Origin of the sequence: Actinophytocola gossypii (assembly GCF_025165815.1) — a bacterium.
In the GTDB taxonomy this organism is placed as follows: domain Bacteria; phylum Actinomycetota; class Actinomycetes; order Mycobacteriales; family Pseudonocardiaceae; genus Actinophytocola; species Actinophytocola gossypii.
This window is the reverse complement of record NZ_JAFFZE010000023.1, coordinates 188922-203601: the sequence shown is the minus strand read 5'-3', so window position 1 is coordinate 203601 and position 14680 is coordinate 188922. Positions and strand designations below refer to the sequence as shown.

Annotated in this window: 15 protein-coding genes; 12 read left to right on the top strand and 3 right to left on the bottom strand. The window is 72.5% G+C overall.

All coding sequences use genetic code 11. From position 1 onward, the window contains the following. Nucleotides 1-33 precede the first annotated feature (33 nt). The 3 genes from JT362_RS29195 to hemG are packed head-to-tail and all read right to left on the bottom strand — an operon-like array spanning nucleotide 34 to nucleotide 3097. Nucleotides 34-783, bottom strand: a complete 750-nt coding sequence (locus tag JT362_RS29195; protein ID WP_260195055.1) for an ABC transporter permease — start codon at nucleotides 781-783, stop codon at nucleotides 34-36. After that, entirely contained in the window at nucleotides 780-1685 is a 906-nt protein-coding gene (locus tag JT362_RS29190; RefSeq protein WP_260195054.1) for an ABC transporter ATP-binding protein, read from the bottom strand. Before JT362_RS29190 ends, JT362_RS29195 begins: the two co-directional genes overlap by 4 nt. Further along, nucleotides 1682-3097, bottom strand: a complete 1416-nt coding sequence (hemG, locus tag JT362_RS29185) for a protoporphyrinogen oxidase (protein ID WP_260195053.1) — start codon at nucleotides 3095-3097, stop codon at nucleotides 1682-1684. Before hemG ends, JT362_RS29190 begins: the two co-directional genes overlap by 4 nt. A gap of 148 nt (nucleotides 3098-3245) precedes the next feature. Here hemG and hemA point away from each other — a divergent pair, with 148 nt between their 5' ends. From hemA to JT362_RS29125, 12 genes are all read left to right on the top strand, one after another. Then, nucleotides 3246-4559: a glutamyl-tRNA reductase gene (gene hemA / locus JT362_RS29180; protein WP_260195052.1), complete on the top strand. Its 1314-nt coding sequence runs from the start codon at nucleotides 3246-3248 to the stop codon at nucleotides 4557-4559. Then, nucleotides 4556-5506 carry a hydroxymethylbilane synthase gene (hemC, locus tag JT362_RS29175; protein ID WP_260195051.1) on the top strand — a complete coding sequence of 317 codons (951 nt, stop codon included), beginning with the start codon at nucleotides 4556-4558 and terminating at the stop codon, nucleotides 5504-5506. The genes hemA and hemC overlap by 4 nt, the downstream gene beginning before the upstream one ends. 26 nt (nucleotides 5507-5532) lie before the next feature. Beyond that, a complete protein-coding gene (gene hemB / locus JT362_RS29170; protein ID WP_260195050.1) occupies nucleotides 5533-6516 on the top strand; it encodes a porphobilinogen synthase in 984 nt (327 codons plus the stop codon). Continuing rightward, nucleotides 6513-7544 (top strand): uroporphyrinogen decarboxylase, encoded by a 1032-nt coding sequence (gene hemE / locus JT362_RS29165; protein WP_260195049.1) that lies wholly within the window; start codon nucleotides 6513-6515, stop codon nucleotides 7542-7544. The genes hemB and hemE overlap by 4 nt, the downstream gene beginning before the upstream one ends. Further along, a complete protein-coding gene (gene hemF / locus JT362_RS29160) occupies nucleotides 7541-8443 on the top strand; it encodes an oxygen-dependent coproporphyrinogen oxidase (RefSeq protein WP_260195048.1) in 903 nt (300 codons plus the stop codon). The genes hemE and hemF overlap by 4 nt, the downstream gene beginning before the upstream one ends. After that, a complete protein-coding gene (hemL, locus tag JT362_RS29155) occupies nucleotides 8440-9762 on the top strand; it encodes a glutamate-1-semialdehyde 2,1-aminomutase (RefSeq protein WP_260195047.1) in 1323 nt (440 codons plus the stop codon). Before hemF ends, hemL begins: the two co-directional genes overlap by 4 nt. Then, nucleotides 9759-10736, top strand: coding sequence for a metal ABC transporter substrate-binding protein (locus JT362_RS29150; protein WP_260195046.1), 978 nt, complete (start codon nucleotides 9759-9761; stop codon nucleotides 10734-10736). The genes hemL and JT362_RS29150 overlap by 4 nt, the downstream gene beginning before the upstream one ends. Continuing rightward, complete coding sequence (locus tag JT362_RS29145) at nucleotides 10717-11490, top strand: metal ABC transporter ATP-binding protein (protein WP_260195045.1); 774 nt, start codon at nucleotides 10717-10719, stop codon at nucleotides 11488-11490. Before JT362_RS29150 ends, JT362_RS29145 begins: the two co-directional genes overlap by 20 nt. Beyond that, the gene (locus JT362_RS29140) at nucleotides 11487-12317 is read left to right on the top strand and encodes a metal ABC transporter permease (protein WP_260195044.1); all 831 of its coding nucleotides are present in this window, start codon (nucleotides 11487-11489) and stop codon (nucleotides 12315-12317) included. Before JT362_RS29145 ends, JT362_RS29140 begins: the two co-directional genes overlap by 4 nt. Before the next feature lie 120 nt (nucleotides 12318-12437). Continuing rightward, entirely contained in the window at nucleotides 12438-13805 is a 1368-nt protein-coding gene (locus JT362_RS29135) for an IS701 family transposase (protein WP_311202762.1), read from the top strand. Next, nucleotides 13700-14119 carry a hypothetical protein gene (locus tag JT362_RS29130; RefSeq protein WP_260195042.1) on the top strand — a complete coding sequence of 140 codons (420 nt, stop codon included), beginning with the start codon at nucleotides 13700-13702 and terminating at the stop codon, nucleotides 14117-14119. The genes JT362_RS29135 and JT362_RS29130 overlap by 106 nt, the downstream gene beginning before the upstream one ends. Next, a complete protein-coding gene (locus JT362_RS29125; protein ID WP_260195041.1) occupies nucleotides 14116-14664 on the top strand; it encodes a hypothetical protein in 549 nt (182 codons plus the stop codon). The genes JT362_RS29130 and JT362_RS29125 overlap by 4 nt, the downstream gene beginning before the upstream one ends. Nucleotides 14665-14680: the final 16 nt, after the last annotated feature.

Sequence of the window (14680 nt, the reverse complement as noted above, 5' to 3'; positions counted from 1 at the left end):
TACGGCGTGTAGTAAACCGGGCGGGAGGTCAGGTCACTCCCAGCGGAACCAGCGAGTGGCGGCCAGCGCCCCACCCACACCTACGATGAACAGACCCGTCCAATTCACCCATCCGGGCGGGACGCCCTCGGTCAGGGTGGCCCGCAGGCCCTCGGTCAGGGCGGCCAGGGGCAGCGCGCCGCCGATGCCGTCCGCCCCGGGCACCGGGAACATCACGCCGCCGGCGACGAGCAGAACGAGGTAGACGAGCGTGCCCGCACCGGCGGTCGCCTGGGCGGGCAGCGTGCCGGCCAGCAGCAACGCGTAGGACGAGAACAGCGCCGTCGCGAGGAGCAGCAGGACCAGCGCGAGTGCCAGGTGGTCGACGCGTGGGCGCCAGCCGAGGGCCACGCCGACGCCGACCAGCAACGCGACCTGCAGGACGATCACCACCAGTACGGCCGAGGTCTTCGCGACCAGCACGCCCGATCTGGTCAGAGCCGAGCCACCCAGCCGTTTGAGCACCCCGTACCCGCGTTCGTAGCCGGTGTTGATGGCCTGCCCGGTGAACGCCGTGGACATGACGGCGAGACCGATGACACCGGGCACCACGAAACCGAGGCGGTCACCGTCGGGGAGCCGGATGACGTCGGTCAGTCCGACACCGAGCAGTGCGGCCAGGGGGACGAGCACGTTGAGCACGAGTGTCTCGCCGCGACGCAGGATGAGCCGGACCTCCAGCGCGGTCTGGTGCCGCAGGATCGTGGTCGTCGGCGCGCGTCCGGGTGCCGGCGCGAACGTCATGACGGCTCCTTCGCGGTGAGTTCCAGGAAGACGTCCTCGAGCGTCCGGCTCTCGGTGCGCATGCCGGTGACGACCGCGCCGTGGGCGAGGCACCAGGCGAGCACCTCCGCGAGCGCCGTGGTGTCCAGCGCGCCGTCGATCTGGTAGTTGCCGGCCGGCTCCTCCACGGCGGTGAGGCCGCCGGGCAGGGCGGCCACCGGCAGGCCGGCGGTGGCGGCGAGCGTCAGCCGCCCGATCCCACCCATGCCGGTGAGGGCCTCGGGGGAGCCGGACGCGAGCACCCGCCCCCGGTCGATGATCAGCACGTCGTCGGCGAGCCGTTCGGCCTCGTCGAGCAGGTGGGTGGTGAGCAGTACCGCAACGCCGTCCGCGCGCAGCTCGCGGACGAGCTCCCAGGTGCGGTGCCGCGCCCGCAGGTCCATGCCGGCGGTCGGCTCGTCGAGGAACACCACCTCGGGCCGGCCGACGAGTGCCAGGGCCATCGCGAGCCGCTGCCGCTCGCCGCCGGAGAGGCGGATGTAGGGCGTGTGCAGGAACCCGGCGAGCTCGAGCCGGTCGACGAGCAGGTCGACCGGGAGCGGGTGCGCGGCGAACGAGGCGAACAGCCCGAGCATGTCCGCGGCCGACACCCTCGGGTAGACCCCGCCGGACTGCAGCATGATGCCGATCCGCGGGGTCAGCCGGTCGTGGTCGGCGTAGGGGTCGTGGCCGAGCACCCGGACGCGGCCCGCGCTCGCCCGTCGGTAGCCCTCGCACACCTCGACGATCGAGGTCTTGCCCGCGCCGTTCGGCCCGAGCAGCGCGAGCACCTCCCCGTGCCGCAGCTCGAACGTCGTCCCGTCGACGGCGAGCGTGTCGCCGTAGCGCACGGTCAGGTCCCGTACGTCGATGGCGGCGCTCACGACGACACGGTGACCGGGGTGCCGACGAGGTCGTCGGCGACCCGGCGGGCGTCGCGGACGCAGTCGTTGATACCGACGCCGTGGTAGGTGTTGCCGGCGAGGTGCACGCCGCCCAGCCGGGCGACCTCGGCGAGCCCGGCGTCGATCCGGTTCCGGTGGCCCACCTGGTACTCCGGGATCGCTCGGCGCCACAGGTGGTCGAAGGAGAACACCGGCCGGCCGCGGACGCCGAAGACGCGCCGCAGGTCCTGGTGCACCGTCTCCACGGCGTCGACCGAGGACAGTTCGGCGAACCCGCGGTCCTGGACCCCGCCGGCGAGGGTGCGGATGAGGACGGTGCCCGGCGGCGCCTGGTCGGGGAAGATCGTCGAGGTGTGGATCGTCCCGAGGATGTGGGTGTGCTCGGTGGGGATGGTGAGGAAGCCGATGCCGTCGGGCTGTCGGGCCAGGTCGGCTTCGCGGTAGCCGATGCCGACGACGCGCACGTCCGGATGGGGGATCTCGGTCAGGGTGGCGGCGAAGCGCGGCAGGTGCGGTCCGAGCAGCGCGGCCGCGGCGTACGCCGGCAGGGCGAGCACGACCTGGGCGGCGCGCACCGGCTCGCCGGAGGTCAGCGTCGCCCGCCAGCCGTCGCCGTCGCGGTCGAGCGCGCTCACCCGGGCGCCGAGGCGCACGTGCTCGGCCACCGACTTCTCCAGGGCGTCGACCAGCCGCTGCATGCCCTGGCCGCGGAAACTGAACAGCCGCATGCCGAACTCCTCGAACTTCGGCAATGTCAGAATTCGCTTCCCGGCGGCCCGCTGCTGCTGCCACGTAGTACGAAGGGCGCCGACAAGAATGCTCCGGTACTCCTTTTCCAGATATCTGATGAATGGGAACTTCGCGTCCACGCTGAGGTTCTTCGAATCGCCGCCGGTGACACCGAGCACGGCGGGCACGGCGAGCGCCCGAGCCACCTCGACGCCGAACCGGCGAGCGGTGAAGTGGAAGAACGGCTCCTCGGCGAGCCGGCGTGGCATGACGATCTCGGCCGCGGCGCGGAGCTTGCCCATCGGGCTCAGCAGCGCACTGCGCAGGAAACTCGTGACCGAGGTCGGCATGGGTTCGAGTACGTGGTCGTCGCGCAGCAGGAACAGGCGCTGCGCTGCCGGTTCGGCCGCCATCAGCTCGTCCGCCAGGCCAAGTTCGGTCGCCAGGTCGGACACGCCGCCCGGTCCGTAGACGACGAAGCCGTGCGGTCCGGTGTCCACGGTGAAGCCCTCGCGCCGATAGGAGCCGACGATCCCGCCGGTGCGGTCGCCGGCCTCGAGCACCGCGACCGAGGTGCGCGGTGACCGGGCGGTGAGTTGCTGGGCGACGGTCAGCCCGGTGATCCCACCACCCACCACGAGAACATCGAATTCGTTCGACACGTGTACTCACCTTCGTTTCCCGTCTCGGTTGGGGCGAAGTTAGCACCGGCGTCCGTTCAGCCCGGACACAAGTGCGGTTGTCGGGCCGAAGTGCGGTTGTCGGTCAATTCTGTTGAGTCGTCGAAGAATTCGCGCCTACCGTCGGGCCATGACGATTCTTGCGATCGGGGCCAGCTTCAAGACGGCTGCGACCGAGTTGCTGGAACGGCTGTCGGTGCCGGACGGGGAGCTGAACGCCGCCGTGGACCGGTTGCGCGGCAGTCCCGCGATCGGGGAGGTCGTCGTGCTGTCCACCTGCAACCGCACGGAGGTCTACGTCGCTCCGCGCGGGTCGGTGCACCAGGCGTCGCACGCGGTCGACCACTTCTTCGCCGCGCGCGCGGGGCTGTCCGTCGCCGAGGTGTGCGGGTTCCTCCGGGTCCGCCGCGGCGGCGAGGCGGTGACCCATCTGTGCGCGGTCGCGTGTGGACTGGACTCGATGGCCACCGGCGAGGAGCACATCGTGGCCCAGGTGCGGGGTGCGCTGCGCGCCGCGCGGACGGCCGGCGCGGTGGGCCCGGTCCTCGGCGACGCGTTCGACACCGCGTTCCGCACCAGCCGGCGGGCGCGGACCGAGACCGGGATCGGCCGCACCGCGCCGTCGCTGCTCAGTGCCGGCCTGGAGCTCGCCGGGACCGCACTCGGCGGTCTCGCCGGCAAACGCGCGGTGCTCGTCGGTTCCGGCACGATCGGCACGCTCGCCGCCCGCGGTCTGCGCGACGAGGGCGTCGCCGAGATCCGCGTCGCCAGCCGGACGCGGGCGAACGCCGAGCGGCTCGCCCGAGAGGTCGGCGGCTCGGTCGTGGCCCCCGGCACGCTGGTCGAGGCACTCGCCCGGGCCGACGTGCTGGTGTGCTCGACCGGTGCGCCCGAACAGGTGGTGACGGCCGGCGAGCTGCGGGCGGCGCGTCGGGGCAACGGGCACCGCCCGATGTTCGGACTGGACCTGGCCATGCCCCGCGACATCGACCCCGCCTGCCGGGACGTCGACGGCGTGACGCTGGTGGACCTCGACGTGCTCGGCGGGTTCCTTGCCGGTCGCGGCGAACTGTCCGAAGTAGACGCGGCGTGGCGGATCGTCGCCGAGGAGGCGGCCGCGCTCGCGGTCCGGGACCGTGCCGTGTCGGCCACGCCGTTGATCGCGGCGCTGCGCTCCCGGGCGGCCGAGCTGGTCGGCGCCGAGCTGACCCGGCTGCGCTCGCGGCTGCCCGCGCTGGACGACCACGAACAAGCCGAGACCGAGTCGGCGCTGCACCGCGTGGTGCAGAAGTTGTTGCACCGCCCGACGGTGCGGATCAGGGAACTGTCCGCGGCGGCCGACGGCGAACTCTACGTCGACGCGCTGTACCGGGTGTTCGGCGTACCCAGGGAAGCCGACAGGGACGTCAACAGGGAAAACGAGGACGAGGTGAGCCGAACATGACCGAACCGCTCCGACTCGGCACCAGGCGCAGCACGCTGGCCGTGATCCAGGCGCGCCTGGTGGCCGACGCGGTCACCCGTGCGTCCGGCCGCGCGGTCGAGCTCGTGCCCATGTCCTCCGCAGGCGACGAGAGCGCGGCGCCGATCGCCAGTTTCGGCAGCGTCGGGGTGTTCGTCGCCGCGCTGCGGGAAGCGCTGGCCCGCGGCGACGTGGACCTCGTCGTGCACTCCTACAAGGATCTGCCGACCGAGCCGGATCCTCGGTTGCGCGTCGCCGCCGTGCCGATCCGCGCCGACGAGCGCGACGCGCTGGTCACCCGCGACGGCGCGAGCCTCCCCGAGGGTGCCCGGGTGGGCACCGGGTCGCCACGGCGGGCGGCACAGCTGCTCGCCGCGCGTCCCGGGATCGAGGTGGTGCCGTTGCGCGGCAACGTGGACAGCCGCCTCGGGCGGGTGGGCGAGCTGGACGCCGTGGTGCTGGCGATGGCCGGGCTGACCCGCATGGGCCTGGTGGACCACCGGGTCACCCCGCTGCCGGTCGACGAGCTGGTGCCCGCCCCGGCGCAGGGCGCGCTGGCCGTCGAGTGCCGGGTGGACGACGCGCCGACCCACACCGTCCTGGCTGCGGTGGAGCACGAGCCGAGCAGGCGGGCGGTCACGGCGGAACGAGCTGTCCTGGCCGAGCTGAACGCCGGCTGCACGGCCCCGGTCGGCGCGCACGCGGCGCTCGTCGCCGGCGAACTGCGGGTGACCGGTCTGGCCGCCGCCGAGGACGGGAGCGCGGTGCTGCGCGCCACCGAGTGCGGTCCGCCCGACAGCGCGGCCGCGCTCGGCCGCGCGGTGGCGACCCGACTGCGTGCCGACGGCGCCGCGGACCTGCTGGCCGCCGCGGCGGTCGCCGACATCGCCGATCCACGCGGTGTCCCGGTGACCGGCGGCTCCGCGTGATCCCGACCTCTCCGGAAAGGCAGACCATGACCATCACATCGCCGCCCACCGTGCGGCCACGCCGGCTCCGCCGCAACGCCGCCCTGCGCCGACTGGTCGCCGAGACCGACGTGCGGCCGCGGCACCTGGTCCTTCCCCTGTTCGTCAAGGAGGGCCTCGCCGAGCCGGCGCCCGTGCCGTCGCTTCCCGGTGTCGTCCAGCACACCCGTGACTCGCTCCGCAAGGCCGCGCACGACGCGGTCGCCGCCGGGGTCGGCGGGCTCATGCTCTTCGCCGTTCCCGCCACCCGGGACGCCGTCGGCTCGGCCGCCACCGATCCGGACGGCATCCTCAACCAGGCCGTCGACGACGTCACCGCCGAGGTCGGGAACGACAGCGTGGTGATGGCCGACCTGTGCCTCGACGAGTTCACCGACCACGGCCACTGCGGTGTGCTCACGCCGGACGGCGACGTCGACAACGACGCCACCCTCGCCCGGTACGCCGACATGGCGGTCGCGCTCGCCGACGCGGGCTGCCAGGTGGTCGGCCCCAGCGGGATGATGGACGGGCAGGTGGCGGTCGTCCGCGCCGCCCTCGACCGCGCCGGCCACCCGAACGTCGCCGTGCTGGCCTACGCCGCCAAGTACGCCTCCGGCTTCTACGGGCCGTTCCGCGACGCCGTCGACTCCCAGCTGACCGGTGACCGCAAGACCTACCAGATGGACCCGGCCAACGCCGTCGAGGCGGTCCGCGAGCTCGCGCTCGACCTCACCGAGGGCGCGGACATCGTGCTGGTCAAGCCCGCGATGTCCTACCTGGACATCGTCCGCCGGGCCGCCGAGCAGGCGACCGTGCCGGTCGCGGCCTACCAGGTCTCCGGCGAGTACGCGATGGTCGAGGCGGCCGCGGCGCGTGGCTGGCTCGACCGCGACCGGGTGGTCGTCGAGTCACTCACCTCGATCCGGCGGGCCGGGGCGTCGCTCGTCCTGACCTACTGGGCGACCGAGGCCGCGGAGCGTCTGCTGTGAGCGAGCCCGCGAGCTTCCTGGACGCCGCGTGGGGCAAGTCCACCCCGCACGCGCCCGTCTGGCTGATGCGCCAGGCCGGTCGTTACCTCCCCGAGTACCGCGAGCTCAAGGAGCGGCACGGGTTCTGGCGGATGGTCCGCACTCCGGAGCTCGCCGTCGAGGTGACCCTCCAACCGATCCGCCGGTTCCCGCTGGACGCCGCGATCCTGTTCAGCGACATCATGACCCCGCTGCCCCCGATGGGCGTCGACATCGACTTCGCGCCCGGCCCGGTGCTCGCCGAGCCGGTGCGTACGCGGTCGGACGTCGATCGGCTGCGGGTGCCGGACGCGGGCGAACTGGCGCCGTTCGTCGCGGACGCCGTGCGCCTGCTGCGATCCGAGTCCCCGGTCCCGCTGATCGGGTTCGCCGGTGCGCCGCTCACCCTCGCGACCTACCTCGTACAGGGCACCGGGACGACGGAGCACGCCGACCTGCGGGCGTGGCTCGCCCGCGAGCCGGAGACCGCGCACGCGCTGCTGGACAAGCTGACCGAGGTCACCATCCGGTACCTGCGCACGCAGGTCGAGGCCGGCGCGCAGGCCGTGCAGCTGTTCGACAGCTGGGCTGGCGTGCACGACGTGGCCGGCTACGCCCGGTTCGGCCTGCCCTACGCCCACCGCGTGCTCGACGCCCTGGCCGGCACCGTGCCGCGGATCTACCTCGCGGTCGGCTCCTCGCACCTGTACGGGCGGATCGCGACGTTGCCGGCCGAGGTCGTCAGCGTGGACTGGCGCCGCCCCCTGCGCGACTGCCGCGCGGAACTGCCCGGGCTGGCCCTGCAGGGAAACCTCGACCCCGGCCTGCTGCTGACCACGCCGGAACTCGCGGTCGCCGGCGCGCACGAGGTGCTGCGCGCTGGCCTCGGCGGGGCGCACATCTTCAACCTGGGCCACGGCGTGCTGCCGGGGACCGACCCGGACACGGTCGCCCGGCTGGTCGACGCGGTGCACGAGTTCCCCCGCACGGAAGGAGACCAGCAGCCGTGACCTTCACCGACGCCATCGCCGAGCTGTTGTTCGGCGAGCAGGCCCGCCTCGTGGCCGCGTTCGAGGACCACGACGGCGGGGCCACGTTTCGCCGGGACCCCTGGCAACGAGACGGGTTCGGCCGAGGACGGGTCTGCGTCCTCGAAGGCGGACGGGTCTTCGAACGCGCCGGGGTGAACGTGTCGTCCATCGGCGGGGCCGAGGTGCCGCCGTCGATCGCCGGCACGATGCCGGACCTGGCCGGCAGGCCGTACCGGGCCACGGGCATCTCGATGGTGCTGCACCCGCTCAACCCGTACGCGCCGTCGTTCCACGCGAACCTGCGGTACTTCGAAGCGGGGGAGCGGTGGTGGTTCGGCGGCGGCATGGACCTCACCCCGATGTACGGCTTCGACGAGGACGCCACGCACTTCCACCGGGTGCTGCGCGACTGGTGCGACCGGCACGACTGGACCGACCACGCGGCGTGGAAGGCCGCCTGCGACGACTACTTCACCATCCCGCACCGGGGTGAGATGCGCGGCGTCGGCGGGGTGTTCTTCGACAACCTCACCGGCGGCGAGTTCGAGCGCTACCGGGCGTTCGTGGTCGACGGCCTCGCCACGATCCTGCCGGCGTACCTGCCGATCGTCGACCGGCGCCGGGAGATGGCCTACGGCGAGCGGGAACGCCGGTGGCAGCGGGTGCGGCGCGGCCGGTACGTCGAGTTCAACCTCGTCCACGACCGAGGGACGCTGTTCGGCCTGCAGACCGGCGGGAACATCGAGGCGATCCTGATCTCCATGCCACCGGTCGCCGGCTGGGGCTACGACGTGCGACCGGAGGCCGGGTCACCCGAGGCCGACGTGGCGCGGTTCCTGCGGCCGCGGGACTGGGCCGGCAGCGAGGTGGTCGTGTGACCAGCACCCCGACCGCGACCGTCTTTCCTCGCGAGGCGCCGAGATCGGCGGCGTTGTTCGATCGTGCGCGGGCGGTGACCCCCGGAGGCGTCAACTCGCCGGTGCGCGCCTTCCGGGCGGTGGGCGGCACGCCGAGGTTCCTCACCCGCGGCGCCGGCCCGCTGGTCACCGACGCGGACGGCCGCGAGTACGTCGACCTCGTCAACTCCTGGGGTGCCCTGCTGCACGGCCACGCCGAACCGACCGTCGTGGCCGCGGTCCGGGAGGCCGCCTCGCGGGGCACGACGTTCGGCGCGCCGACGACGGGCGAGCTCCGCCTGGCCGAGGCGATCACCGGCCGGGTGCCCGCCGTGGAACGGGTGCGGCTGGTCGGTTCGGGCACCGAGGCCACCATGTCCGCGATCCGGCTCGCCCGCGGCGCCACCGGCCGGCCGGTCGTGGTCAAGTTCGCCGGCTGCTACCACGGGCACGTCGACGCGCTGCTGGCGTCGGCCGGCTCCGGCGCGCTGACCCTGGGGCTGCCCGAGCAGGCGACCGAGGACACGATCGTCCTGCCGTACAACGATCTCGACGCCGTTCGGAGCACGTTCGAGCGCCACGGCGACCGGATCGCCTGCCTGATCACCGAGGCCGTGCCGGCCAACATGGGCGTGGTGCCGCCCCGCCCCGGGTTCAACGCGGACCTGGCCGCGCTGTGCCGCGAGCACGGTGCCCTGTTCGTGGTCGACGAGGTGATCACCGGGTTCCGCAGCGGGCCGGGCGGCTGGTGCGAGCTCGAGGACGTCTCGCCCGACCTGCTGACCTTCGGCAAGGCCATGGGCGGTGGGCTGCCCGCCGCTGCGTTCGGCGGCCGCGCGGAGCTGATGGACCGGCTCGCACCGGACGGCCCGGTGTACCAGGCGGGCACCCTGTCCGGGAACCCGCTGGCCACGGCCGCGGGCCTCGCGGCGCTGCGGCTGGCCGACGCGGACTTCTACGCGCGGTTGGACCGCGTCGCCGCGGAGGTGGCCGACGCGGCGGACGCCGCGCTGACCGCCGCCGGAGTCCCGCACCGGGTGCGGCGCGCCGGCAACCTGTTCTCGGTGTTCTTCACCGACGCCGACGTTCCCGACCACGCGGCGGCCACCGCCCAGGACACCGACGCCTACGCGGTGTTCTTCCACGCCATGTTGGCCCGCGGCGTCTACCTGCCGCCGTCGGCGTTCGAGGCGTGGTTCGTCTCCGGCGCGCTCGACGCCGAAGCCCTGGCGCGGGTCCGCGAGGCACTGCCCGCCGCCGCGGCCGCCGTCAGCACCCACCACCGAGGAGGACAGCAATGAAGCGCTCGGCACTCGCCGTGCTCGCGGTCGCCGCGCTGGCCGGCTGCACCACCCAGGGCGCGGCCGACGACGACGGCCAGCTGCGGGTGGTCACCACGGTCGCCCCGCTCACCAGCATCATCGCCGACGTCGTCGGCGACCGTGGCCGGGTGACCGGCCTGGTGCCCGAGGGCACCAACAGCCACACCTTCGACCCGCCACCCAGCGCGGGCGAGGCCCTGGCCGAGGCGGACGTCATCTTCGTCAACGGGCTCAAGCTGGAGGAACCGACCAAGGAACTCGCCGAGCGGACCAGACGACCCGACACCGAGGTCGTCGAGCTCGGCTCGGTGCTGCCGGAGTCGGACTACCTCTACGACTTCTCCTTCCCCCGGGAGGAGGGCAAGCCGAACCCGCACCTGTGGACCGACCCGACGTTCGCGGTGAAGTACGCGGAGAAGACGCGCGACACGCTGAGCGACCTGGATCCGGACGGTGCCGACACGTACCGCGCCAACACCGAGGCCTTCACCAGGAAGGCCGACAGCCTGGCCGACGCGCTGCGCGCCGACCAGGAGTCGTTGCCGCGCGACCAGCGCGAGCTGCTGACCTACCACGACGCGTACGCCTACTTCGCCCGCACGTTCGGCTGGACGGTGATCGGCGCCATCCAGCCGAAGGACTTCGCCGAACCGACACCGCGAGAGGTCGCCGCGCTCATCGACCAGGTCCGGCGGGAGAACGTCAAGGCCGTGTTCGGCTCGGAGGTGTTCCCGTCGAAGGTGCTGGAGCAGATCGGCGACGCCACCGGAGTGCGCTACGTCGACGTCCTCCGGGACGACGACCTTCCCGGCGGGCCGGGAGATCCGGAACACTCGTGGCTGGGGCTGATGCGGTTCGACTACGTGACCATGATCGAGGCGCTGGGCGGCGAGGCACCCCGGCTGCGCGCACTGGACACCGGGGGTTCGGTCGATGCCGACTACCCCCAGTAGACCGCTGCTCCGGCTGTCCGGTGTGGACCTGGACTACGGAGGCGTGCCGGCGGTCCGTTCGGTCGACCTCACCGTCACCGGCGACACGTTCGCCGGCGTGGTCGGCCCGTCCGGGTCGGGCAAGACCACCCTGTTGCGGCTCCTTCTCGGCACCCTCCGCCCGACCAGGGGCATCGTCCACCGCGCGGCCGGCCTGACCGTCGGCTACGTGCCCCAGCTGGAGACGATCAACTGGGACTTCCCGGTCACCGTGCGGGAGTGCGTCCTGGTCGCCCGGCGGCAGACCCGCCTGCGCCCCTGGCCGACCCGCGCGGAACGGACCGAGGTCGGCGAGGTCCTGGAGCGCCTCGGGATCGGCGCGGTCGCCGACCGGCGGATCCGGGACCTGTCCGGCGGCCAGCAGCAGCGGATGTTCCTGGCCAGGGCGCTGCTGCGCCGGCCGTCCCTGCTCCTGCTGGACGAACCGACCAGTGGGCTGGACCTGGCCACCAGGCACGAGATCCTGCACATGCTGGGCGAACTGAACCGCCAGGGCGTGTCGATCGTGCTGACCACGCACGACCTCAACGGGATCGCCACGCACCTCCCGCACATCGTGTGCCTGCGGCAGCGGGTGGTCGCCGAGGGCGCGCCGGAGGTCGTGATCCGGCCGGACGTGCTGGAGCGGACCTTCGGCGCGCGCCTGGACGTCCTGGAGCACTACGGCCTCCGCGTGGTGGTCGACCGGGGCGCCGGGCTGGAGGTGGCCGGGTGAGCTGGTGGTCGGCCCTGTGGGACCCGTTCCGGTTCGGGTTCTTCGTCAACGGGCTGCTCGTGGCCACCTTCGCCGGTGCCCTGTGCGGACTCACCGGCGTGTACATCACCCTGCGGGGGATGTCGTACCTGGGCCACGGCCTGTCCCACTCGGTGTTCGGCGGGTTCGCCGCGGCGTCGTTGATCGGGGTCGACTACTACCTCGGCGCCGGCCTGTGGGGAGTGGCGAGCGCACTGATGATCAACCGGGTCGCCCGGTCACGCGGGATCGGTTCGGACGCGGCCATCGGCGTCGTCACCACGGCGTCGTTCGCGCTCGGCGTCGCGCTCCTGACGCTGTTCGGCAGCCGAGGGCCGTCCTTCGACGCGGCACTCTTCGGGTCGATCGTGGGCGTGCGACCCGTCGACGTCGTGATCGTGGCGGCCGTGCTCGGGTGCACGCTCGTGGTGGTCTGCGCCAGGTACCGGGCGTTGCTGTTCACCACCTTCGACCCGGAGGTCGCGCGGGCCTCGGGGGTCGCCGTGGGGCGCGTCGACGTCCTGCTGATGTGCGTGTTGTCGCTCGCCGTCCTGGCGACCCTCACCGTCATCGGGGTCACGCTGGTGGCCGCGGCACTCGTCGTCCCGGCGGTCATCGCGCGCATGGTGGCGCGCACGTTCGCCTTCCTGCTCGTCGTGGCCGCACTGGTCGGCGCGGGCACCGGGTTCGTCGGCATGAACCTCAGCTACCACGTCGACGTGCCGAGTGGGACGACGATCGTTCTCGTCGGGGCGGCGGTGTTCGCGGTGGTGTACGCGGCCACCACTGGTGCAAAAAGGTGGCAATAGCCAATGTGCTGCGTTGAGGGGAAACCGCACTTATGGCCACATCGACATAAGTGTCGGGCTAGGTTCGTCAATGGACGATGGACTGATGAGTCGGATTCATAAACGTGGGGGAATCTTTCGATGTCCTTGGCGGCGGAATCACCGAGCCCAATGGATTACGCGGAGGAATTGCATGGACACATAAGTCACCGCTTCGTTCGAGCCGAGCCGCGAGAACGCGCACGCACCTACCTCCGCGGCATTCTGGATCCGGTCGGACGCCGCAACGGCTGGCAGCTCGCCGCGCGAGTGGGCGAGGAGCACCCCGATGGCATGCAGCGCCTGCTGAGTACGGCTCGCTGGAACGCCGACCGGGTGCGGGACGACGTCCGGGACTTCGTGCTCGGCTATGCCGGCGACCGGAACGCGGTACTCGTCGTCGACGAGTGGCGGTTCGCCAAGAAGGGCCGGCGCTCGGTGGGCGTGCACCTCGCTCGGTCGAGTGGCAGCCGACGAACGGAAAACGTGCAGACCGGCCTGTTCTGCACATATGTCGCGCAGCGGGGAAGTTATCTGATAGACCGGGAGTTGTTTCTCCCGGCCACCTGGATCGGCGACACCGGTCTGCGGCGGTCGGCGCGAATTCCGGACGGGCTGCCCTACCGTACGGTCGCCGAGTTGGCCGGCGGGATGGTCACCAGGGCGATCGCCGCCCAGGTGCCGGCCAGGTGGGTCGCCGCCGACGTGTCGGTGATCGACCTCCCGCTGCGCCGGTTCCTCGAGCGGAACCCCATGTGGTTCCTCATCGGCGTGCGCACCGACGAACGCCTGCCGATGGTCGTCGGCGACCACCGTGGCCGGCACTCGGCCGAGACCGTGGCCGCGCTGCTCGACGGCGACGCCTGGGCGACCCGGGGCGCATCGCAGGTGCGGCAGTGGAGCGCACACGAGTGGGCCAGGGTCCGGTTGCCGGTCGCCCGTCCGGGGAGCGGGGTGCGCTGGCTGCTGCTGCGGCGTGACCCCGGCACGGGCGAGAACCTGCACGCCTACCTGTGCCAGGCGGGTCCGGCGACCACCCTGCCCGACCTGGTCGAGATCGCGCTTCTGTTGCAGCGCAACCGCTACGTGCTCGCATCCGCCTGCACGGGTGCGGGCCTCGACGAGTACGAGGTGCGGCACTGGGTCGGCTGGTACCGGTACACCACCCTCGCGCTCGCCGCGCACAACTGCCTCGCGCTCGCCGGCAGCCGCAACGACACCGCCGAGACCGTGTCGATCCCCGCCGCGCGCGACCCCCAAGCCCGGTCACGACTTCCGCGACCGGAGCCCAGAACCGACACCGAGGAGGAGCCATGCCCGACCCCGGTCCGGCCGAGCACGCGAAGCGTGCCATGTGCGACCAGGTGCGCCAGTACCTCGAACTCCGCGAGAAGCACGGTGCCAGCGAGGCGCGGGAGATCGCCCTGGTTGGTCTTCCCGAGCGGCAGGTCGCGCGGCTGGGCCCGCTGATCGAGTCGAAGGGACTCGCCGACGGGTTGTCGGCCGCGGTGCCCGGACTCGCCGCGATCGGCATCACCACCGATTTCGTCGACGTCTCGACCGACACCGAGGACGCCGCCCTGGAGATCATGCTGACCTGCACCTGCCAGGTCGCCGCCGACGAACTGGGGCTCACCGAGGCCGAGCCGGTGGTCTGCGACCTGGACCTCGCCGCCACCGACCGCGCCTTCCCCGAGCTCGACGTACGGGTACTCGCCCGGCAGACCGACCGGCGCAACGTCTGCGTCTTCCGTTTCGCCCGACCTCGAATGGAGAACCGATGAACCGGCTGCTCGCCAACCTGATGCTCACCGCCGGCCTGCTCCTGCACATCCCGGTCGTGCTGACCCGGGCCAACTCCAGCCGGGGCAAGGCCCCGACGCTGCCCGACGGCAACATCTCCTTCGCCTTCTACGGCGCGATCGACGCGCCGGGGGAGATCCGCACCGTCCGGGCCGAACTGCGCGCCGACCAGCAGCTGTTCGTCGAGCTGCTGATCCCGAAGCTGTCCCCGGAACAGGATCTGCCCGAGTCCGACCTGCCGTTCCTCACCATCACCGCGCCGTCCGGAGCGGAGCGGGTGCTCACCGCCTCCCGCCGGGAGACCTTCGACGAGCCCTACACCGACACGTCCTACCTGAGCTACCTGACCGGCCGCTTCCCCGCCGAGGAGGGCACCTACACGCTGTCGGTGTCGGGTCCGACGGCGGCGCGGTTCGCGCTCGCGGTCGGCGACGACGAGCGGCCCGGTGAGGTGCTCGACGTGCCGATCGGCTCGGTGGCCGACGTGCACCACTGGTACCAGGCGGAGCCCGCCGCGATCGGCTGACCGGCCTCCGGTGGGG

Coding starts and splice junctions, on each gene's coding strand:
- JT362_RS29195 (WP_260195055.1), bottom strand. CDS start 783: ATGACGTTCGCGCCGGCACCCGGACGCGCGCCGACGACCACGATCCTG.
- hemA (WP_260195052.1), top strand. CDS start 3,246: ATGACGATTCTTGCGATCGGGGCCAGCTTCAAGACGGCTGCGACCGAG.
- hemC (WP_260195051.1), top strand. CDS start 4,556: ATGACCGAACCGCTCCGACTCGGCACCAGGCGCAGCACGCTGGCCGTG.
- hemB (WP_260195050.1), top strand. CDS start 5,533: ATGACCATCACATCGCCGCCCACCGTGCGGCCACGCCGGCTCCGCCGC.
- JT362_RS29150 (WP_260195046.1), top strand. CDS start 9,759: ATGAAGCGCTCGGCACTCGCCGTGCTCGCGGTCGCCGCGCTGGCCGGC.
- JT362_RS29145 (WP_260195045.1), top strand. CDS start 10,717: ATGCCGACTACCCCCAGTAGACCGCTGCTCCGGCTGTCCGGTGTGGAC.
- JT362_RS29135 (WP_311202762.1), top strand. CDS start 12,438: ATGTCCTTGGCGGCGGAATCACCGAGCCCAATGGATTACGCGGAGGAA.
- JT362_RS29125 (WP_260195041.1), top strand. CDS start 14,116: ATGAACCGGCTGCTCGCCAACCTGATGCTCACCGCCGGCCTGCTCCTG.